This is a genomic window from Goodfellowiella coeruleoviolacea, assembly GCF_024171785.1.
Taxonomy (GTDB): Bacteria; Actinomycetota; Actinomycetes; order Mycobacteriales; family Pseudonocardiaceae; genus Goodfellowiella; species Goodfellowiella coeruleoviolacea.
Genome location: NZ_JAMTCK010000007.1, coordinates 241,801 through 260,342 on the forward strand (window position 1 = coordinate 241,801; position 18,542 = coordinate 260,342).

Annotated in this window: 19 protein-coding genes; 11 read left to right on the forward strand and 8 right to left on the reverse strand. The window is 71.2% G+C overall.

Features of this window, described 5'->3' with window-relative positions; translation table 11 throughout:
* The first annotated feature begins 198 nt into the window (after window positions 1-198).
* From LX83_RS17050 to LX83_RS17075, 6 genes are all read left to right on the forward strand, one after another.
* On the forward strand, window positions 199-1,065 hold the full coding sequence (locus LX83_RS17050) for an STAS domain-containing protein (RefSeq protein ID WP_253772445.1): 867 nt from the start codon (window positions 199-201) through the stop codon (window positions 1,063-1,065).
* Window positions 1,066-1,072: 7 nt separating this feature from the next.
* Window positions 1,073-1,462: an STAS domain-containing protein gene (locus LX83_RS17055; RefSeq protein WP_253772447.1), complete on the forward strand. Its 390-nt coding sequence runs from the start codon at window positions 1,073-1,075 to the stop codon at window positions 1,460-1,462.
* Entirely contained in the window at window positions 1,462-1,887 is a 426-nt protein-coding gene (locus tag LX83_RS17060) for an anti-sigma regulatory factor (protein ID WP_253772449.1), read from the forward strand. Before LX83_RS17055 ends, LX83_RS17060 begins: the two co-directional genes overlap by 1 nt.
* Complete coding sequence (locus tag LX83_RS17065) at window positions 1,884-2,963, forward strand: SpoIIE family protein phosphatase (protein ID WP_253772451.1); 1,080 nt, start codon at window positions 1,884-1,886, stop codon at window positions 2,961-2,963. Before LX83_RS17060 ends, LX83_RS17065 begins: the two co-directional genes overlap by 4 nt.
* Entirely contained in the window at window positions 2,960-4,450 is a 1,491-nt protein-coding gene (locus LX83_RS17070) for a PP2C family protein-serine/threonine phosphatase (protein ID WP_253772453.1), read from the forward strand. Before LX83_RS17065 ends, LX83_RS17070 begins: the two co-directional genes overlap by 4 nt.
* A 171-nt stretch (window positions 4,451-4,621) precedes the next feature.
* Window positions 4,622-4,927 (forward strand): WhiB family transcriptional regulator, encoded by a 306-nt coding sequence (locus LX83_RS17075; protein WP_253772455.1) that lies wholly within the window; start codon window positions 4,622-4,624, stop codon window positions 4,925-4,927.
* A 39-nt stretch (window positions 4,928-4,966) separates the two neighbouring features.
* On the opposite strand, the gene LX83_RS17080 is transcribed toward LX83_RS17075, so the two are convergent.
* Window positions 4,967-5,749, reverse strand: coding sequence for a SigB/SigF/SigG family RNA polymerase sigma factor (locus LX83_RS17080; protein ID WP_253772457.1), 783 nt, complete (start codon window positions 5,747-5,749; stop codon window positions 4,967-4,969).
* Window positions 5,746-6,153 (reverse strand): ATP-binding protein, encoded by a 408-nt coding sequence (locus LX83_RS17085; RefSeq protein WP_253772459.1) that lies wholly within the window; start codon window positions 6,151-6,153, stop codon window positions 5,746-5,748. Before LX83_RS17085 ends, LX83_RS17080 begins: the two co-directional genes overlap by 4 nt.
* Window positions 6,154-6,687: 534 nt before the next feature.
* Here LX83_RS17085 and LX83_RS17090 point away from each other — a divergent pair.
* Window positions 6,688-9,597, forward strand: a complete 2,910-nt coding sequence (locus LX83_RS17090; RefSeq protein WP_253772461.1) for a glycoside hydrolase family 3 protein — start codon at window positions 6,688-6,690, stop codon at window positions 9,595-9,597.
* Window positions 9,598-9,846: 249 nt separating this feature from the next.
* Window positions 9,847-11,058 (forward strand): L,D-transpeptidase, encoded by a 1,212-nt coding sequence (locus LX83_RS17095; RefSeq protein WP_253772463.1) that lies wholly within the window; start codon window positions 9,847-9,849, stop codon window positions 11,056-11,058.
* Window positions 11,059-11,123: 65 nt separating this feature from the next.
* Here the strand turns inward: LX83_RS17095 and LX83_RS17100 are convergent, their stop codons facing one another.
* Together LX83_RS17100 and LX83_RS17105 are read right to left on the reverse strand one after the other, a co-directional pair.
* A complete protein-coding gene (locus LX83_RS17100; protein WP_253772465.1) occupies window positions 11,124-11,801 on the reverse strand; it encodes a Uma2 family endonuclease in 678 nt (225 codons plus the stop codon).
* Entirely contained in the window at window positions 11,798-11,935 is a 138-nt protein-coding gene (locus LX83_RS17105) for a hypothetical protein (RefSeq protein ID WP_253772467.1), read from the reverse strand. Before LX83_RS17105 ends, LX83_RS17100 begins: the two co-directional genes overlap by 4 nt.
* Before the next feature lie 439 nt (window positions 11,936-12,374).
* Between LX83_RS17105 and LX83_RS17110 the strand changes: the two genes are divergently transcribed.
* Window positions 12,375-13,076: a glycoside hydrolase family 12 protein gene (locus LX83_RS17110; protein WP_253772470.1), complete on the forward strand. Its 702-nt coding sequence runs from the start codon at window positions 12,375-12,377 to the stop codon at window positions 13,074-13,076.
* A gap of 221 nt (window positions 13,077-13,297) precedes the next feature.
* On the opposite strand, the gene LX83_RS17120 is transcribed toward LX83_RS17110, so the two are convergent.
* The gene (locus tag LX83_RS17120) at window positions 13,298-14,290 is read right to left on the reverse strand and encodes a phytoene/squalene synthase family protein (protein WP_253772472.1); all 993 of its coding nucleotides are present in this window, start codon (window positions 14,288-14,290) and stop codon (window positions 13,298-13,300) included.
* Between the two features lie 255 nt (window positions 14,291-14,545).
* Here LX83_RS17120 and LX83_RS17125 point away from each other — a divergent pair, with 255 nt between their 5' ends.
* A complete protein-coding gene (locus tag LX83_RS17125; RefSeq protein ID WP_253772474.1) occupies window positions 14,546-14,791 on the forward strand; it encodes a hypothetical protein in 246 nt (81 codons plus the stop codon).
* 185 nt (window positions 14,792-14,976) lie between these two features.
* Here LX83_RS17125 and LX83_RS17130 read toward each other — a convergent pair whose 3' ends face one another.
* Complete coding sequence (locus LX83_RS17130) at window positions 14,977-15,327, reverse strand: winged helix-turn-helix transcriptional regulator (protein WP_253772476.1); 351 nt, start codon at window positions 15,325-15,327, stop codon at window positions 14,977-14,979.
* A gap of 96 nt (window positions 15,328-15,423) precedes the next feature.
* Between LX83_RS17130 and LX83_RS17135 the strand changes: the two genes are divergently transcribed.
* Entirely contained in the window at window positions 15,424-16,308 is an 885-nt protein-coding gene (locus LX83_RS17135) for an NAD(P)-dependent oxidoreductase (RefSeq protein WP_253772478.1), read from the forward strand.
* Window positions 16,309-16,320: 12 nt separating this feature from the next.
* Here the strand turns inward: LX83_RS17135 and LX83_RS17140 are convergent, their stop codons facing one another.
* Window positions 16,321-17,328 (reverse strand): bile acid:sodium symporter family protein, encoded by a 1,008-nt coding sequence (locus LX83_RS17140; RefSeq protein WP_253772480.1) that lies wholly within the window; start codon window positions 17,326-17,328, stop codon window positions 16,321-16,323.
* 234 nt (window positions 17,329-17,562) lie between these two features.
* A complete protein-coding gene (locus LX83_RS17145; RefSeq protein ID WP_253772482.1) occupies window positions 17,563-18,423 on the reverse strand; it encodes an isocitrate lyase/PEP mutase family protein in 861 nt (286 codons plus the stop codon).
* Window positions 18,424-18,542: the final 119 nt, after the last annotated feature.

The following is an 18,542-nucleotide window of genomic DNA, read 5'->3' on the forward strand; positions in this document are numbered from 1 at the left end:
CCACTGTCCGCGAACATCCGCCCAAGTCCGAGCCGGCTCAGCGGTGGTGCCAGGCGCGCAGCCCCGACCAGCGGGACCGCCCCTGGGTGTCCTATGTTTGCTGAAAGACAAGCAAATCCGAGTCGAGGGTGCGGCACACGCGCCCACGGTCTGAAGCGACGGTAGTCACGGCCCTGACCGGTTTGGAGTGGTTGGAACATGATCATCGCGGCACACGGCGAAGCCGGTGCGCGGCTGCGGGATTTCCTCGACCGTCGTCGGGACGACATTATCGGATCCTGGGTGGAGACCGGGTTCTTCGGTGAGGCCGCCGGCGACGCCGCGGCCGACGTCCGCGCCGACTGTGAGAACGTCCTCACCGCGTTGTCCCACGTGGTGGAAACCGGGAACCTGCACGACCCGGCCGCCGAGCCCTTCCAGGAGATCCGCGCGCTGCTCGGCGGGCTGGCCGCGCAGCAGGCCAGGCAGGGCAACACCGCGGCGCAGATCACCGCCAACCTGACCTGGCTCAAGGAGCCGGTGCTCAGACTGTGGCTGGACGAACAGCCCGAGGGCCAGCAGCGCACCGAGGACGTGCTCGCGCTGAGCGCGGCCCTGGACACGCTGCGCCTGGTGGTGATGGAGACCGCGGTCACCGAGGGCGCCGACATCATCGCCCACCAGCAGCAGCAACTGGCCGAGATGTCCACCCCGATCATCAAGCTGTGGAAGGGCGTGCTCGCGGTGCCGCTCATCGGCACCCTGGACAGCATGCGCAGCCAGGCCGCCACCGAGAGCCTGCTGCAGGCGATCGTGGACCAGCAGGCCCAGGTCGCGATCCTGGACATCACCGGGGTGCCCGCGGTCGACACCATGGTCGCCCAGCACCTGCTCAAGACCGCCATGGCCGCGCGGCTGATGGGGGCGGAGTGCATCATCAGCGGTATCCGGCCGCAGATCGCCCAGACCATGGTGCAGTTGGGCATCGACCTCGGCGAGGTCGCCACCAGAGCGAGCCTGTCCGACGCGCTCGCCTACGCGCTGAACCGGGTCGGGCTCTCGGTCACACCGGCACAGAGGGGTTGAGCACCGGATGCATCAGGTCGGTGAGGTGCCCGTCCTGGACCTGGGCGGGGTGCTGCTGGTCAGCATCCAGGTGGAGTTGCTCGACGACACCGTGCTCGCCCTGCAGCAGGACCTGACCGAGCGGGTGGCCGAGACCGGCGCCCGCGGGGTGATCATCGACATCTCCTCGGTCGATATCGTGGACTCCTTCCTGGCCAGGGCGCTGCGCGACATCGCGGCGGCCACCGAGGTACTGGCCGCGCGCACCGTGCTGGTCGGGATGCGGCCGGCGGTGGCGATCACGCTGGTGGAGCTGGGGCTGACGCTGCCGGGGATGACCACCGCGCTGTCGGTCGAGCGCGGCCTGGAACTGCTGGACACCAGACTGGACGAGAACTACCCGACGAGGCAGGGCTGATGACCACGACCGCGGCTTCCCGGGTCGTGCAGGTGTCCTCGGAGATGGACATCGTGCGGGTGCGTCAGGCTGCCCGCGAAGCAGCGGTCGAGGCTGGCTTCAGCCTGGTGGAGCAGACCAAGCTGGTCACCGCGGCCAGCGAACTGGCCCGCAACACCCTGGTGCACGGGGGCGGCGGTCAGGTCAGCACGGAGCTGACCGTCCAGCAGGGTCGCACGGTCATCCGGATGGTCTTCACCGACTCCGGGCCCGGCATCGCCGACGTGGACCAGGCGCTCGCCGACGGGTTCAGCACCAGGGGCGGCATGGGCCTCGGCCTCGGTGGGGCCAAACGTTTGGTCGACCACTTCGCCATCGAGACCGGGCCGGACCGGGGCACGGTGGTCACCATCAGCTCGGCCGCGCGGCGAGGACGGCGCCGGTGAGACGCGACGACGTCGTGGTGCGCGAACCCAGCCACGTCAGCCGCGCCCGGGTGCTGGCGGCCACCGCCGCGCGCTCGGCCGGGCTGTCCGGCCGCGTGGTCGACCTGGTCGAGCTGGGTACCACCGAACTGGCCAGCAACCTGCTCAAGTACGGCGTGGACGGGCTGCTCGCGGTCCAGGCCGGCCCCGGCCACCTGGACGTGCTGGCCGTGGACCGGGGGCCGGGCATCCGCCGGGTCGCCGACAGCATGCGGGACGGCTACTCCACCGGCGGGACGCTGGGCGCCGGGCTGGGCGCGGTCCGCCGGGCCGCCGACGCCTTCGACGTCTACTCCGCCCAGGGCCGGGGCACCGCGGTGCTGGCCAGGTGGGGCCACAACACCGCGCTGGGCCCCCGGATGAGCCTGGGCACCGCGGTGTTCACCGCGCCGGGCGAGACCGCCTGCGGCGACCGGTGGACCGCGTTCCGGCACGAGCACCTGGTGACCGCGGTGGTCTGCGACGGACTCGGGCACGGGCCGGCCGCGGCCGACGCGGCCGATCGGGCCGTGGCCGAGGCCACCGCCCACGGCGACAACCCGATGCGGCCCGTCTACCTGCTGCGGGCCATGCACCAGCGGCTGGCCGGCAGCAGGGGCGCCACCGTGGGCGTGGCCCAGGTCGACCTGAGGGCCTCGATCCTGCGCTTCGCGGGTATCGGAAATGTGGCGGCGCGGCTGTACCCTCGAACCGGCGACACCCCGGTCCGGCTGGTGTCCACCCCGGGCATCGTGGGTTCCGCCGGCTCGGTCGCCAACGCCGTGGAGACCGTGCGTCCGTGGTCGGAACGAAGCTGGCTGGTCATGCACACAGACGGCGTCACGGAACGCTGGAACACCCGCGACTGGAGTGGGATCTTCCAGCACGACCCGGCCGTGGTCGCGGCCTGGGTGCTCGGCCAGCACGCCCGCTGGCGTGACGACGCGTGCGTGCTGGCGATCGCCGGCAGCCACCCAGCCGGCAGCCACCCCACTGGCAGTCACCCAGCTGGCAGTCACCCCACCGGCGGCACCCCAGGCGGAAGCAGGACGCCGTGAAGGTCTTCCACCGGTCCATCCGCAACGCCGAGGACGCGGAGAGCGCCAGGCGCGAACTGGTGCGGTTGACGCTCGCCCTGCCCATGACCGAGACCACCAGGGCCAGGCTGATCGCGCAGGCCGCCGCGCACCTGCGGTCCCTGGCCCGCAGCGGCGGCGAGCTGTCGGTCCGGCTGGACGGCGACCCGCCCACGCTGGACATCTCCGAGGTGGAGCGGCAACCCAGCGAACTGCTCGACGACGAACTGCTGGCCCCGCTGCTGGAGACCATCGAGCGGCAGCGCGAGGAACTGCGCTGGCACCAGACCGAGCTGGCGCAGACCAACGCCGGCCTGCTGGCCCTGCACGCCGAACTGGAGGAACAGCGCCAGCAGGTGTCCTTCCTGGACGCGGTGACCCGCACCACCTCGGCCTCGCTGGACCGCGCCGAGGTGCTGGACGCGTTCGCCGAGGTGCTGCGCGACCGGGGCTTCGCCGCCCGCAGCGCGGTGTGGCTGCCCACCCCGCAGGGCGGCGGGCTGCACTGCCCGACCCGGCCGGGGGAGAGCCCCGCCGAGGACGTGCGGCAGGTGTTCGTCGGCCGCTCGTCGCGGCGGCGCGGGGACCACCAGCTGCTGGTGCCGCTGGTGGCCGGCCCGCAGGTGCTCGGTGTGCTCGAACTGGGCCGCGACCACGAGCCGTTCAGCGACGACGAGGTGGCGCTGGCCCAGCGGGTGGCCGAGCGGGCCGCGGTGGGGCTGCGCAACGTCCGCGAGTACGAGCGGGAGCGCGAACTCGCCGAGACCCTGCAACAGGCCATGCTGCCGCCCCGGCTGGTCCGCCCCGACCTGGAGATGTGCGCGCGCTACCTGCCGGCCAGCCGGGGTGTGCACGTGGGCGGCGACTGGTTCGACGCGTTCACCCGCACCGACGGCCGGGTGGTGCTCACCGTCGGCGACGTCACCGGCCACGGCGTGGACGCGGCCGTGGTCATGGGCAAGCTGCAGAACACGCTGCGCGCCTACGCCATGGAGGGCCACGGCCCGGCCGACGCCCTGCGCCTGGTGCACGAGCTGCTGCGGCGCTGGGACACCCCGCTGTTCGCCACCGCGGTGACCGTGGAGATCGACCCGGCCGCGCAGGTGCTGCGCTGGGCCAGCGCCGGCCACCTGCCGGTGCTGCTGCGCGAACCCGACGGCCAGGTGCGGGCCCTGCAGGGCGCGCACGCCCCGCTGCTGGGCGTGCCCATGGACATCCCGGCCTTCGAGCACCAGGTCGACCTGGCGCCCGCGACCACGCTGCTGCTCTACACCGACGGCCTGGTCGAACGCCGCAGCAGCGACATCGACTCGGGCGTGCGGCGGCTGGCCGAGGCGTTCTGCCAGGCGCTCGGCCAGGACGCGGAAACCACGGCCCAGCGGCTGCTCGACGCCATGCTCGGCGCCGGCAGCCACGAGGACGACGTCTGCCTGCTGCTCTGCCACTGGATCGGCGAGCGCGACCAGTAGCACCCGGCGCCCCGGCGTGGCGCACGGCACATCGATCAAATCCCCCTCGCCCGGGTTTGGCTCCCCGCCACGGGTGGTACCAGCCCCGCAGGACCGCTGGCGGCCCGGTCAGCCCGGGTCAGGGCAGAGCCGCCGCGTTGGCCGCAGATCGAGGTCGAGAAGAGGGAACAGATGAGCAACGTACGCCGACTGCCCACCCCGTGCACGGAGGAGTGGGACTGGCAGCTGCGGGGTCTGTGCCGAGGCATGAACAGCGCGCTGTTCTTCCACCCCGACAACGCCAGGGGCAACGACCGCAAGCTGCGTGAGGAACGCGCCAAGGCCATCTGCCACGCCTGCCCGGTGCTCGCCCAGTGCCGCCAGCACGCGCTCCAGGTCGAGGAGCCCTACGGGGTGTGGGGCGGGCTCGGCGAACAGGAGCGGCGCGAACTGATCACCCGGCAGCGCCGCCAGCTGCGCATGCCCAGGACCGCCTGAGACCCGTCCCGGCCAGCGCGTTCGGCGGCGCCGCGCGCCTCAACCGTCGGTGATCTGGTCGCGCAGGCGCGCCAGGGTCCGGCTCAGGATGCGTGAGATCTGCATCTGCGACACCCCCACCCGGCTGGCGATCTGGCTCTGCGACATCCCGTGGAAGAACCGCAGCACGACCACGGTGCGCTCGCGTTCCGGCAGCGTGCGCAGCAGCGGCTGCACGGTCTGGCGCAGGTCCACCTGTTCGAGTTCGGGATCCTCCTCGCCCATGGTGGAGCCCAGCGTCTGGGTGGCGTCCTCGTGCAGCAGCTTGTCCAACGAACCACTGCGGTAGGCGTAGGCCGCGCGCAGGCCCTCGCGCACCTGCTCCACCGGCAGGTCGAGGTGGCTGGCCAGCTCGCCCGGGGTGGGCGAGCGCTGCAGGGTGGGGGTGAGTTCGGCGATGGCGGCCTGGATGGCGGCGTAGGTCTCCTTGGTGCGCCGGGGCACCCGCAGCGACCACGCCGAGTCCCGGAAGTGCCTGCGGATCTCGCCGGTGATGGTGGGCACGGCGAAGCCGACGAAGTCCACGCCCCGGTCCGGGTCGAACCGGTCGATCGCGCCGATCAGCCCCACCGTGGCGACCTGCACCAGGTCGTCCAGTGCCTCTCCCCGGTTGGCGAACCGGCGGGCCAGTGTCCTGGCCAGCGGCAGGTACGCGGTGACCAGCTCCGCGCGCAGCTGCGCCCGCCGGGGGTCGTCCTCGGCGAGGCCGGCCAGTTCCGCGAACCGCGGGGCCAGTTCCTCGAAGGTGGGCGCGCTGCCGGTGTGGTCCTCGGTGACGCTCACTCTGTGGCCGCCGATACGGGCTTCTTGGTCAGCTCGATGCTGGCCAGGAAACCAGCGGAGTGACCGGCGGCCTCGGTGACGTTGGTGGTCACCGAGTCGGCCAGGGTGGTCAGCACGTGCCAGGTGAAGGTGTCCTGCGCGATCACCGGGCGCTCGCTGCACGGCACCTCGACGTGCACCCTGATCTCGTCGGTCCGCACGTGGAACAGGCAGCGCAGCACGGCCTTGGGCTCGGCCAGCCGCAGCAGGATGGCGCACGCCTCGTCCACGGCGATGCGGAAGTCCGAGATCGAGTCGAGGTCGAAATCCCGGCCCATCGCGAGGTCCGCGGCGACGTTGCGCAGCACGATGAGGTATTCGGGGGCTGCCTCGACGCGCATTTCAACGGTGCTGGGTCGGTCCATTGACGGAATCCCTACTCGGTCAGCGGTGACCCGGTTGGGGCGGGTCCGGTGGGGCGGCGGTGCCGCCTGCTGCACTCTACCGACCGCGCCACCGGTACCGGGTCCCCCTTTGCCCGTTCCCCCTTCGACAGATTCGACAACACAGCGTCCCGGCCCGTGCGCACAACGTGGTGATGGTCACCGCGGAACGCGTCAGCGCGGGTTGTCATTTCCTTTTTCCTGTACCGATCGGTGGTATTGCCGCCGTTCGGTCCATTGACCGGGGTGGTGTCCTCCTGCACCATTCCAGCGCACTTCTCCACCATCTCGACAACCGGTTTTCCGCACAGTCGAAGCGCTTCGACTAATCACGTCCGGAGGTGGTCCGTCATGCGCGGTGTGGTGTCCCGCACGGCGATTTCGCGCAGCGGGGTTTCGCGCAGCGGGGTTTCGCCCAGGGGGATCTCGCCCAGGGGGATCTCACGCGGTGGCACGTTCCCGGGAAGCGGGCGGGGCGGGCCGCCCCGGCGGGCCCGCCGGTGGTGGCGGGCGCTGGTGGCCGCCCTGGTCGGGCTGGCGCTGATCGCCCCGCCCGCCGCCGCCGAAGGCGCCGCCGGTTACCCGTTCCGCGACCCGGCGCTGCCCCTGGCCGCGCGCGTCAGCGACCTGATCGGCCGGCTCACCACCGCGGAGAAGGTCTCCCTGCTGCACCAGTACCAGCCGGCCATCCCCCGCCTGGGCATCGGCGCGTTCCGCACCGGCACCGAGGCACTGCACGGCGTGGCCTGGCTCGGCCCGGCCACGGTGTTCCCCCAGGCCGTCGGGCTGGGCAGCACCTGGGACCCGGACCTGCTCAAGCAGGTCGGCGCCGTGGTCGGCCGCGAGGCGCGGGGCTACCACGTGCAGAACCCCGGCTACAACGGGCTGAACCTGTGGGCACCGGTGGTGAACCTGCTGCGCGATCCCCGCTGGGGGCGCAACGAGGAGGGCTACGCCGAGGACCCGCTGCTGACCGGCGCGCTGGCCACCGCCTACGGCCACGGCATCCAGGGCGACGACCCCCGCTACCTGCAGGCGGCGCCCACGCTCAAGCACTACCTGGCCTACAACAACGAGGTCCGCCGGGACACCACCTCCTCGTCGGTGCCCCCGCGCATCCTGCACGACTACGACGAGGTGCCGTTCCGCGCCGCCATCTCGGCCGACGCCGCCACCGGCGTGATGCCCTCCTACAACCTGGTCAACGGCCGGCCCAACCACGTCAACCCGGACCTGAACCAGGCCCTGCGCAGCTGGACCGAACAGGACCTGCTGGTGGTCAGCGACGCGGGCGCGCCGGAGAACCTGGTCAAGTCCGAGCACTACTACGACACCCAGGCCGAGGCCAACGCCGCCGCCATCAAGGCCGGCCTGGACAGCTTCACCGTCAACGACCAGAACTCCGCGCCCACGGTCGAGGCCGTGACCAGCGCACTGGACCAGGGGCTGCTCACCGTGGCCGACATCGACCGGGCGGTGCGGCACATCCTGAGCATCCGGTTCCGGCTCGGCGAGTTCGACCCGGCAGGGCACAACCCGTACGCCGCCATCACCCCGGACGTGATCAACGCGCCCGAACACCAGAAGCTGGCCAGGCGGGCCGCGGCCGAGCAGGTCGTGCTGTTGCGCAACGACCGCGACACCCTGCCGCTGTCCGCCGCCACCGACCGCAGGGTCGCGGTGGTCGGCCCGCTGGCGGACACCCTCTACGAGGACTGGTACAGCGGCACCATGCCCTACCGGGTGACGCCGGTGCAGGGCATCAGGGAACGGCTCGGCGCGGGTGGCACGGTGACCGCCAGCGAGGGCGTGGACCGGATCGCGCTCAAGGAGGCCGGCACCGGCCGGTACGTGACCGCCTCCAGCGCGGCGGGCGGCGCGGCGCTCACCGTGTCGGGCACCGAGTCCGGGCCGCAGCAGGCCATGGACGTGTTCGACTGGGGCCAGGACACCGTGACGCTGCGCACGGTGGCCAACGGCAAGTTCCTGTCGCTGGGCGACGGCAAGACCGTGGTCAACAACGCGGCCCAGCCCACCGGCTGGTTCGTCCAGCAGCAGTTCAGCCTCGTCCGCCAGGCCGACGGCAGCTACCTGCTCGGCTACGCCGGCAACGACGCGTTCAACCACGGGTTCGCCGTGGTGGGCGCGGACGGTCGGCTGACCATCGGCGCGACCACGCCCGAGGCCGCCACCCGGTTCACCCTGGAGACCGTCAGCAGCGGGGTGGCCAGCGCGGTGGCCGCGGCCAGGGGAGCGGACGCCGCGGTCGTGGTGGTCGGCAGCATGCCGTTCATCAACGGCCGGGAGGACGACGACCGGCAGACCACGGCGCTGCCCGCCGGCCAGCGGGCGATCATCGACGCGGTGCGCGCCGCCAACCCCAACACGGTCGTGGTGCTGGAGAGCAGCTACCCGTACTCCGGCGACTGGGACACGGGCGACGTCCCGGCGCTGCTGTGGACCAGCCACGCCGGCCAGGAGACCGGGCACGCCCTGGCCGACGTGCTGTTCGGCGACCACAACCCGAGCGGCCGGCTGACCCAGACCTGGTACCGCTCCGACGCCGACCTGCCCGACATCCTCGACTACGACATCGCCAAGTCCGGGCACACCTACCAGTACTTCACCGGTGACCCGCTCTACCCGTTCGGCCACGGCCTGAGCTACACCAGCTTCCGCTACGGCGAGCTGCGGCTGAGCCGGTCGTCGGTGGGCGCGGACGGCCAGGTGGAGGCCAGCGTCACGGTCACCAACACCGGCCGCCGGGCCGGCACCGAGGTGGTGCAGCTGTACACGCACGCGACCGACTCGCGCACCACCCAGCCGCTCAAGAAGCTCGCCGGCTTCCAGCGGGTCCAGCTGGAGCCCGGCCGGTCGACCACGGTCCGGTTCCGGCTGGCAGCGGCCGACCTGGCGTTCTGGGACGTCACCCGGAGCCGGTCGGTGGTGGAGAAGGGCGACTACGAGGTGATGGTGGGCAGCTCGGCCGAGGCCATCGCCAGCACGCGGACGCTGCACGTCAACGGCGAGGTCATCCCGCCGAGGGACCTGGGCCGGCCGACGCGGGCGGAGAACTTCGACGACTACCAGGGCACCACCCTGGTGGACGAGAGCAAGGTCAGCGGCACGGCGGTGGCCGCCGAGGCCGGTTCCTGGATCGCCTTCCACGACGTCAACCTGGGCCGGGGCGCGCGGACCCTCACCGCGTCGCTGGCCAGGGCCGCCGCCGGCAGCGCCGGACTGACCGTGCGGCTGGACGACCCGGTGCGCGGCCGGGTGGTGGGCAGGGCCACCGTGGCCAGCACCGGCGACCGCTACCGGTACACCACGGTGACCGCGGCGCTGTCCGGCGCCAGCGGCCGGCACGACGTGTACCTCGTTTTCGACGCACCGGCCACGATCGCCACATTCCGGCTGACTGGCTGACAACAGCGAGAAAATTGGCAAATCCGACGTTCTGCGTTTTCCCGGCGCTGGCCCGGTGGTGTCCGCACCGCCGGGCCAGCGCTTTCCGCGAGCCGCGATTCGCCCGCTCGGGGAAAGAGAGAGAATGTGCTGAGTCGTTGTTGACGCTGCGGAAGCAACCCGGGGATGTCCCGGCGAGTCCTTTCTTCCGCGGAGTGAGCTGAAGCCGGTTTGGGTCACGCTCTGGGCACGGACAGTGAAGAGAGACACATGGCAAGCGGACGTAGGACGCGGCGCGGACGCGCCGTCGCGGGCAGCCTGAGCGCGCTGGTCGCCCTCACCCTGCTGATCAGCGGGTGCAGCTCGACCGACTCCGGACAGGCCGGCGGTGGCCAGCAGGCCGGCACGTCCTCGGCGGCGGCCCAGGCGCAGGTCACCATCACCCCGGGAGCCGACACGGAAGTCACCCCGAAGACGCCGATCGTGGTCAAGGCCGCCAACGGCACGCTGAGCACGGTCACGGTCACCAGCCCCAAAGGCAACCAGGTCAAGGGCGAACTGTCCGCCGACAAGACCACCTGGACCTCGGCCGAGCCGCTCGGCTATGACAGCACCTACCAGGTCGCGGCCGACGCCGCCGGCAGCGACGGCAAGACCGTGCACCAGACCGGCTCGGTGCGCACCGTCGCCCCCAAGGCGCAGGCGTTCCCCGCGCTGATCCCCGCGCCCAACAGCCAGCCCGACTTCGGCGTCGGCCAGCCGATCGTGGTCCAGTTCGACCAGGACATCACCGACAAGGCGGCGGCGGAGAAGGCCCTGGAGGTCACCGCAACGCCCCAACAGGAGGGCTCCTGGTACTGGATCTCCAAGAAGGAGGTGCACTACCGGCCCAGGGAGTACTGGCAGCCGGGCACCACGATCACGCTGAAGGCCAACGTCTACGGCGTGGACCTGGGCGGTGGCGTGTACGGCAAGACCGACCGCGAGGTCACCTACAAGATCCACGACTCCTGGATCGCCAAGGCCGACGGCGACACCAACCAGATGCAGATCTTCCACAGTGGACAGTTGGTCAAGACCATGCCGATCAGCATGGGCAAGGACGAGACGCCCACCCACCTGGGGCCGCACGTGATCTCGTTCAAGTCGGAGAAGTACACGATGGACTCGTGCACCTACGGCGTCTGCCCGCCCGACCCCAAGGCCTACCGCTCCGAGGAGAACTGGTCGCTGCGCATCTCCAACGACGGCGAGTTCGTGCACGAGAACCCGAACAGCGTCGGCGCTCAGGGCCGCAGCAACGTCTCGCACGGCTGCATCAATCTCAACGCGGAGAACGCCAAGTGGTTCTACCAGAACCTGGGGCTGGGCGACGTGGTCGAGGTGACCAACTCCGGCGGCCAGAAACTGCCCGTCTGGGACCTCTACGGCGACTGGGAACTCAGCTGGGACCAGTGGCAGCAGGGCAGCGCCCTGAAGTGAGACACACCGCCACCCACTGAGGCGGGCGGGGGCCGAGTCCACACCGGACCCGGCCCCCGTTGGCGTTACCGGCCGGGTTTGCCCTTGCCGAACAGTCGCGCGTACAGCTTGTCCACGTCCAGGGTGATGGGGACGGGCGCCGCCGCGATCGTGGCCGGCTCGCCCGGGCCGACCGCGACCCGCTCCACATAGGTGCCGTCAACCAGTTCGAAGCACACCACGGTGGGCGGCTGCCCCTTCTCGGGCTCCACCCGCCAGTAGTACGGCACCCCGGCGTCAGCGTACGCGGCCGGCTTGACCATGCGATCCTGCTTGCGCGTGCTGGGCGAGACGATCTCCACCGCCAACACCAGATCGCTGACCGGAACGGCCACCGCCCCGTCCGGTGGGTTCCGAATCACCGCGATGTCCGGGACGAAACCAAATGTGGGTGCCACCCGCACGCCGATGCCGGTGACGGCACACAGTTCCCGCCGCCCCTGCTGCCACAGCGTCTCGTCGATCAGGTTGCACAGGCGGTCGCCAAAGCGCTGGTGCGCCACGGCGGGGGCTGGGGTCACGCTGAAAGCTCCATCGATCAGTTCGACCCGGAGTCCGTTCGGATCCGGGTCGAGGTCTGCCCACTCGTCCACGGTGTACCGGTCCGGATGCCGCCACGTGGCGCTCGTCATGGCGTCCGCCTCCCTACCTGGGTCTTTCGCCAGTATGGCACCGGGGTGCCGCGCCAGGGCCAGATCGCTCACCACAGCGCGGCCCAGCCGAGTCGGCCCGGGTCGGGCACGGTGCGCGGAGCCAGCCCGAGCGCGATCACCCGGCCAGCCGCCGACCTGCGTTTCTCCCGCCACGACAGCCACCCGCCGATGTTCTCGTCAGGCATCGATTACCCCCTGTTGATCTCGGGTGTTCCGGGCGCACGACCGCGGTCGTGGGTTCACGATTCGCACGGTATCCAGTGCGGGAATGGGAAAGTGGCTCTCGATCGGGTGAATCTCGGTTCTTTCTTGGTAATGCGACAAACTCTGCGTGGCCTTGTTGTTGGTCGCGCAAATCCGCGCACGCGCAACACCGCGGAATTCCGCGTAGTGCATTGTCATGGCCGCCGGTGGGGCACCCTTTTGTCGCATTGTGTTCGACTGGTTCGACTCGTAGCGTGCATAGCCAGACAGCGGGCTGAGAATCCTGCCGACCGGTCGCCGAGCGCTGGCTCGGCGCCGCGGGGCCCGTCGTCCCGTCGCTGGACACGCCCGGGCGGGCCGCGTTCCACCGATTCCCACGGATCTGGCGGGTTCGGGCGTGCCGCACGGAAAGGAACTCCGATGAGTCGGAAGCTGCGGGCCGTGGTGACCGGCCTGGCCGCGCTGCTGCTGGTCGGCGTCTGCGGGCTGCCGGCCAGCGCGGGCACGAGCGCGGTGTGGTCGTCCACGGACAAGTGGGGAACCTGGTCCAACGGCGGCTACACCGTGCGCAACGACGTGTGGGGCAGTGGTGCTGGCCCGCAGACGATCTGGGCCAACTCCTACAGCAACTGGGGGGTGTGGGCGAACCACCCGAACACCGGTGGCGTCAAGGCGTACCCGCACTCGGCCAAGGCGGTCAACAAGAAGATCAGCGCGCTGGGCAGCGCGAGCAGCAGCTTCAACGTCACCGTGCCCGGCGCCGGTGCCTATGCCACCGCCTACGACCTGTGGCTGGAGAACAACGCCTACGAGATCATGTTGTGGGTCAACAAGTACGGCCCGGTCGGGCCGCTGGGGTCCAGGCAGACCACGCTGTCGGTGGGTGGCCACACCTGGGACGTCTACCGCGGCTCCAACGGCGCCAACCAGGTCTTCTCGTTCGTGCGCACCAGCAACACCAACTCCGGCACGGTGGACATCAAGGCGGTGCTGAACTGGCTGCGCGGCCAGGGCTGGTTCGGTGACGTGACCCTGGGCGAGGTCCAGTTCGGTTTCGAGATCACCTCGTCCAACGGTGGCCTGGACTTCGCCAGCAACAGCTACTCGGTCACCGCGTACTGACCGGCGCCGGGCGATTCGGCACGCGGGCGGCGCGCGCCACCACGGTGTCGCCGCGCAGGGCCACCCAGGTCCACTCCGGACGGTATTCGCCCTGGGCGGTCATGGCGGCGTAGCTGTCGCCGAACGCGGCGAAGCCGACCAGGCCGGGATCGGGCAGGGTGTCGAACAGGTGTTGCTCGCCCGCGCGCAGCGCCTCTCCTCGGCGAGGGCGTGCCGGAACGCTAGCAACCCGGCGGCAGCGCCCGCCACGGCTTTTTCCCGCCGGCGGACAGCCGGGCGGTCGAGCGCGCGGCCAGGGTGCTGACCAGGGCCGGGGTGGCCACGGCCAGGCGGCGGGTGGCCGGGACGGCGGCCCGGCTGGCGAACACGTTGTAGCCGGCGCGGGTGATGTGGTCGAGGATCTCGCCGTAGAGGGTGAACGCCGTGGCCACGCACGGCCGGGCCACCGGGTCGAGCATGGCGATGCCCGGTTCGGCGAACCGGTACAGCGCGCGGGCGCGGGCCACCTGGTCGGCCAGGGCACGGCGCACCGGCTGGTCCACCCGGCGGGTGCGCCGGCACCACAGCAGCCGGTCGCGGTCCACCCCGAACGCGGCCAGTTCGTCGGCGGGCAGGTAGATCCGGCCCAGGTCGAGGTCCTCGGCGATGTCGCGGATGAAGTTGGTCAGCTGGAACGCGTTGCCCAGGGCGGCGGCGTGCGGGGCGGCTTCCCGCTGACTGGTCACGGTGCCCAGCACCGGCAGCACCTGGAGCCCGATCACCTCGGCCGAGCCGCGGATGTAGGTGTTCAGCGCGGCGCGGGTGGGGTAGTCGGTGACGGTCAGGTCCATCCGCATGGCCGTGAGGAAGTCGGTGAAGTGGCCGGGGTCGATCCGGTAGCGGCGCGCGGTGTGCACCACGGCCGCGAACAGCGGGTGCGCGCTGCGCCCCTCGGCCAGTCCCCGCCGCAGTTCGTCGCCGATCTGGTCCAGGCGGGCCGCGCGGGCGGCGGCGGTGGCGGGGTCGGGCACACCGGGCGCGGTGTCCACGATGTCGTCGACCCAGCGGGCGAACCCGTAGAGCGCGTGCACGGCCGGGCGCCGGTCGACCGTGAGCAGCCGGGTGGCCAGGAAGTAGGTGCGGCCGTGGCGGGCGTGCAACTGGCGGCAGCGCTGGTAGGACCGCCGCAGCAGGGGATCCCACACCTCTGCCGCGTCAAGCTCCCGCCGGGTCATGCCGCGATCTCCTCGCTCCACCGTGCCGTGCCGAACGGCTCGTCCCGACGACGACCGCACAAACCGCGACGAGCCTAGGAAGCCACGCCAATCCGGTGCAACTTCCCGCGCCCGAGTGTGGCCGGCGCAACCGTGCCCGATCTGGCGGGGAAAATCCGGCGCCGTCCCGGTCTCGGGCAGGGTTCCGGCGATCACCGTGGCTACGCTTTTCCGTTGGTGTCAGGCGGACACCGGGGCAGACGAGGGGAACGGGTGATGGGTGTTCTTGGCAGGATCGCGACGACCGCGGCGGCGACCGGGCTGGCGGTCACCACCGGTGCCGGCGCCGCCGTCGCCGAGTCCGATGCGGACGGTGCCGCGTGCGGGTGCGCCACCGCGCCCCGGTACAGCCTGATCTACATCGACAACACCGAGCGGGACAGCATCCTGGAGATCGACCGGACGCTGAACTGGAACACGGGCGCGGGCAGCGCCGGCAGTGACAACGAGGGCGGCGACTGAACCGACCCGACTGGGCCGACCCGACTGAGCCGACCCGACTCGGCCGGACCGTCCCAGCCGGACTGACCGAGCCGGACTAAGCGAGCCGGACTGACCGGATTGACCGAGCCGGCTGACCGGGCCCGGGCGGACCGGGACCCGGGCCCGGCGCGCTGGTCCGCGGTCCGCGGTCCGCGCGGGGGCGGCTAGGACGCGGCCCGGGGATACGCCCTGCCGAGGACGTGCTGCCGTCCCCAGGCGCCCAGTGGCGCGAGGGCGTCGTTGAGTGAGACACCGAGCGCGGTCAGTGAGTACTCCACGCGCGGCGGCACCTCGTCGTAGGCCTCGCGGTGCACGATGCCGTCGTCCTCCAGCTCCCGCAGGTGGGAGGCGAGCACCTTCTCGGTCACCCCGGGCAGCTCCCGGCGCAGTTCGCCGAAGCGGCACGGCCGCTCGTTGAGCGCCCAGAGGATCAGCACCTTCCACTTGCCGCCGATCACGTCCATCGCCGCGTCGATCCCGCAGACGTACGACCCCGCCCTGGGCACGCTCGCCATGGCTCATCCCTCCTGCCTGCTCGCTTACCCGGGGGTAAGCACCCACTTCGAAGTGCGTACTTGATCACTTCCGGGCTCGGCACAAGCCTAGTTGGCATGGCAGTCAACTCCGCTGAACCACGTTCGCTCGCCCTGCTCGGGCTCGGTGCCATGGGCACCGCGCTGGCCCACGCCTGGCTCGCCGCCGGCTACCAGCTCACCGTGTGGAACCGCACCGCCGCCAGGGCCGAACCGCTCGCCGCCGAGGGCGCGCGGGTGGCGGCCACCGCCGCCGAGGCCGTGGCCTCGGCCGACCTGGTGGTGCTGTGCCTGCTCGACGACGCCTCGGTCGGGGACACCCTGGCCGACGCCGACCTGTCCGGAAAGGACCTGGTCAACCTCACCACCGGCACACCGGACGAGGGCCGGGCCCGCGCCGAGTGGGCGCGGGCGCGCGGCGCCCGGTTCCTGGACGCCGGCATCATGGCGGTGCCGCCGATGATCGGCGTGCCCGGCTCCGGCGGTTACGTGTTCTACAGCGGCTCCCGCGAGGTGTTCGAGGCGCACCGGGACACCCTGGCGGTGCCGGCCGGCACCACCTACGTGGGCGAGGACCCCGGCTACGCCGCCCTGCACGACGTGGCGCTGCTGAGCGGCATGTACGGGATGTTCGCCGGCATCACGCACGCGTTCGCGTTGATCCGCAAGGAGAAGGACATCGACCCCAGGGACTTCGCCCCGCTGCTGGCCAACTGGCTGGTCGCGATGACCATCGGCGTGCACGGCACGGCCGAACAGCTGCACAGCGGCGACTACACCCAGGGCGTGGTGTCCAACCTCGCCATGCAGGTCGCGGGCACGTCAACGCTGCTGGCCACGGCGGAGCAGCAGGGGGTCAGCCCTGAGCTGCTGACCCCCTTCATGGACCTGATGCGCCGCCGGCTCGACCAGGGGCACGGTGACGAGGGCACCACGGGCGTGGTCGACCTGCTGCTGCGCTGACCGGCTGACCGGTCAGTGGTGCAGTTCCGGCTGGCGCTCCGGCGCCGCGGTCGCCGCGTAGCGGCGGGCCAGCCAGGCGCACACCATCAGCTGCATCTGGTGGAACAGCATCAACGGCAGCACGATGAGGCCGACGCTCTGCCCGGCGAACAGCACCGTGGCCATGGGCAGCCCGCTGGCCAGGCTCTTCTTCGAGCCGCAGAACACGATGGCGATCCGGTCCTCCCGGGAGAAGCCCAGCCAGCGGCCGCCCAGCCCGGTGGCGGCCATCACCGCGGCCAGCAGCACGGCGTTGACCAACAGCAGCAACAGCAGGCGGCCGACGGACAGCTGGTGCCAGATGCCGGCCACCATGCCCTCGCTGAACGCGGCGTAGACGGTGAGCACGATGACGCCCCGGTCCAGCAGGCCGAGGACCTTCTTGTGCCGCTGCACCCAGTCGATGATCCACCGGCGGACCAGCTGGCCGAGCAGGAACGGGACCAGCAACTGCACCAGGATGTCCACAACGGACCCGAGGGAGAAGCCGCCCCCGCTGGTCGACAGCAGCAGCGCGACCAGCAACGGGGTGAGCAGCACCCCGACGAGGTTGGAGAACGAGGCGGCGCAGATGGCCGCCGCCACGTTTCCCTTGGCCAGTGAGGTGAACGCGATCGAGGACTGCACCGTGGACGGCAGCGCGCACAGGAACACCAGGCCCACGTAGAGCGGTTCGGTCAGCACACCGGCCGGGACCAGCACCCCGCTGGCCAGGCCGAGCAGTGGGAACAGCACGAACGTGGCGACCAGGATCACCAGGTGCAGCCGCCAGTGCCGCAGCCCCTCCAGGGCGGCCTGCGGGGACAGCCGCGCGCCGTAGAGGAAGAACAGCAGGCCGATGGCGACCTTGGTGACGTAGCCGAGCCCGACCGCGGCGCCGCCGCTGGCGGGCAGCAGCGTGGCCACGCCGATGGCGGCGAACAGCACGAGGATGTAGGGATCAACGCGGAAGCGGGCCAGCGTCGCCGAGATGGAAGGCATCCAGCACCTTTCTCACGAGCGTGACAATCGGTTCGCGGTCGGATGCGTCCCGCTGTCGGGGCCGGCCGACCAACGCCCTCCGGCCGGTCCCACCCGGGTGAGTTCGGTCATCGGCGCTGGTCAACCCGGCCGAGCGTACCCCAGGTGGTCGGTCTGGTCCGTCGTGTGTGGACGAGACGATGACCACCTGGGACACTCGCCGACCCGACAGTCCGGGCCCGTGCGGGGGTGTGCTCAGACCCGCACCGGCTGCCGCCGCGGGTGGTGCCGGCTGATGTTCTTCTCCAGCAGGGCCAGCGACTCGGCCACGCCCACGGCGCCGGGCGTCACCTCGGGCAGCCGCCCGTTGTTCAGCTTGAGCGACATCAGTGCCGAGTCGATCGCGCTCTGCGCGGCGAACAGGCACGGGGTGCTGTAGATGGCCACGTTCACGCCCAGTTCCTCAAGCTCCGGAAGGGACAGTCGGGGCGACTTCCCGCCGGCGATCTGGTTGAACAGCAGCGGTTTGTCGCCGATCACCCGGCGGACCTTGTGGATCCAGTCCACGCTGCGCACCCCGTCGACCAGCACCACGTCGGCGTCGGTGCTGGCCAGTGCCTCGGCCCGGCGCAGGATCTCGCTCTCCTCGGTGGCGTCGGTGCGGGCCACCACGACCAGGTCGCGGCGGGTCTGCAACACCAGGTCGAGTTTTTCCAGGTACTCGGGCAGCGGCAGGATCTGCTTGCCGTCGACGTGGCCGCACCGCCTCGGCCGCTTCTGGTCCTCCAGGATCACGCCGGACGCGCCGATCTGCTCCAGGTGCTCGACCACGTGGCAGGCGACCTCGGGGTCCACGTAGCCGTCGTCGATGTCGACCAGGAGGTGGTGCTCGGGAAAGGCCAGCCGCAGGCGCTGGACGAAGTTCACCATGTCCGGCCAGGCGATGAAGCCGATGTCGGGCAGGCCGTAGTACGAGGCGGCGAAGCCGAAGCCCGACACGAACATCCCGTTGTAGTGCTTGGCCGCGAGCGACGCGGAGAACATGTCGAAGACCCCGATCAGCGGGGTGATCTCCGCGGCGAGGACGTCCTCCCGCAGCGCGTTGCCATAGCTCACAGTTCTCTCCTTGAACCTTGAGTGGTGTCTCGTATGTCTGCCTGCGAGGGGTGTGCCGGCACGCGGGCACCGCCGGGACAGGACGGGGAGTTGGCGCGATACCACGCTGTACCGCCGAC

Bases quoted from the DNA above. Each gene is read 5' to 3' on its own strand.
- LX83_RS17050 (WP_253772445.1), top strand. From the start codon at position 199: ATGATCATCGCGGCACACGGCGAAGCCGGTGCGCGGCTGCGGGATTTC.
- LX83_RS17055 (WP_253772447.1), top strand. From the start codon at position 1,073: ATGCATCAGGTCGGTGAGGTGCCCGTCCTGGACCTGGGCGGGGTGCTG.
- LX83_RS17060 (WP_253772449.1), top strand. From the start codon at position 1,462: ATGACCACGACCGCGGCTTCCCGGGTCGTGCAGGTGTCCTCGGAGATG.
- LX83_RS17075 (WP_253772455.1), top strand. From the start codon at position 4,622: ATGAGCAACGTACGCCGACTGCCCACCCCGTGCACGGAGGAGTGGGAC.
- LX83_RS17085 (WP_253772459.1), bottom strand. From the start codon at position 6,153: ATGGACCGACCCAGCACCGTTGAAATGCGCGTCGAGGCAGCCCCCGAA.
- LX83_RS17095 (WP_253772463.1), top strand. From the start codon at position 9,847: ATGGCAAGCGGACGTAGGACGCGGCGCGGACGCGCCGTCGCGGGCAGC.
- LX83_RS17105 (WP_253772467.1), bottom strand. From the start codon at position 11,935: ATGCCTGACGAGAACATCGGCGGGTGGCTGTCGTGGCGGGAGAAACGC.
- LX83_RS17110 (WP_253772470.1), top strand. From the start codon at position 12,375: ATGAGTCGGAAGCTGCGGGCCGTGGTGACCGGCCTGGCCGCGCTGCTG.
- LX83_RS17120 (WP_253772472.1), bottom strand. From the start codon at position 14,290: ATGACCCGGCGGGAGCTTGACGCGGCAGAGGTGTGGGATCCCCTGCTG.
- LX83_RS17125 (WP_253772474.1), top strand. From the start codon at position 14,546: ATGGGTGTTCTTGGCAGGATCGCGACGACCGCGGCGGCGACCGGGCTG.
- LX83_RS17130 (WP_253772476.1), bottom strand. From the start codon at position 15,327: ATGGCGAGCGTGCCCAGGGCGGGGTCGTACGTCTGCGGGATCGACGCG.
- LX83_RS17135 (WP_253772478.1), top strand. From the start codon at position 15,424: ATGGCAGTCAACTCCGCTGAACCACGTTCGCTCGCCCTGCTCGGGCTC.
- LX83_RS17140 (WP_253772480.1), bottom strand. From the start codon at position 17,328: ATGCCTTCCATCTCGGCGACGCTGGCCCGCTTCCGCGTTGATCCCTAC.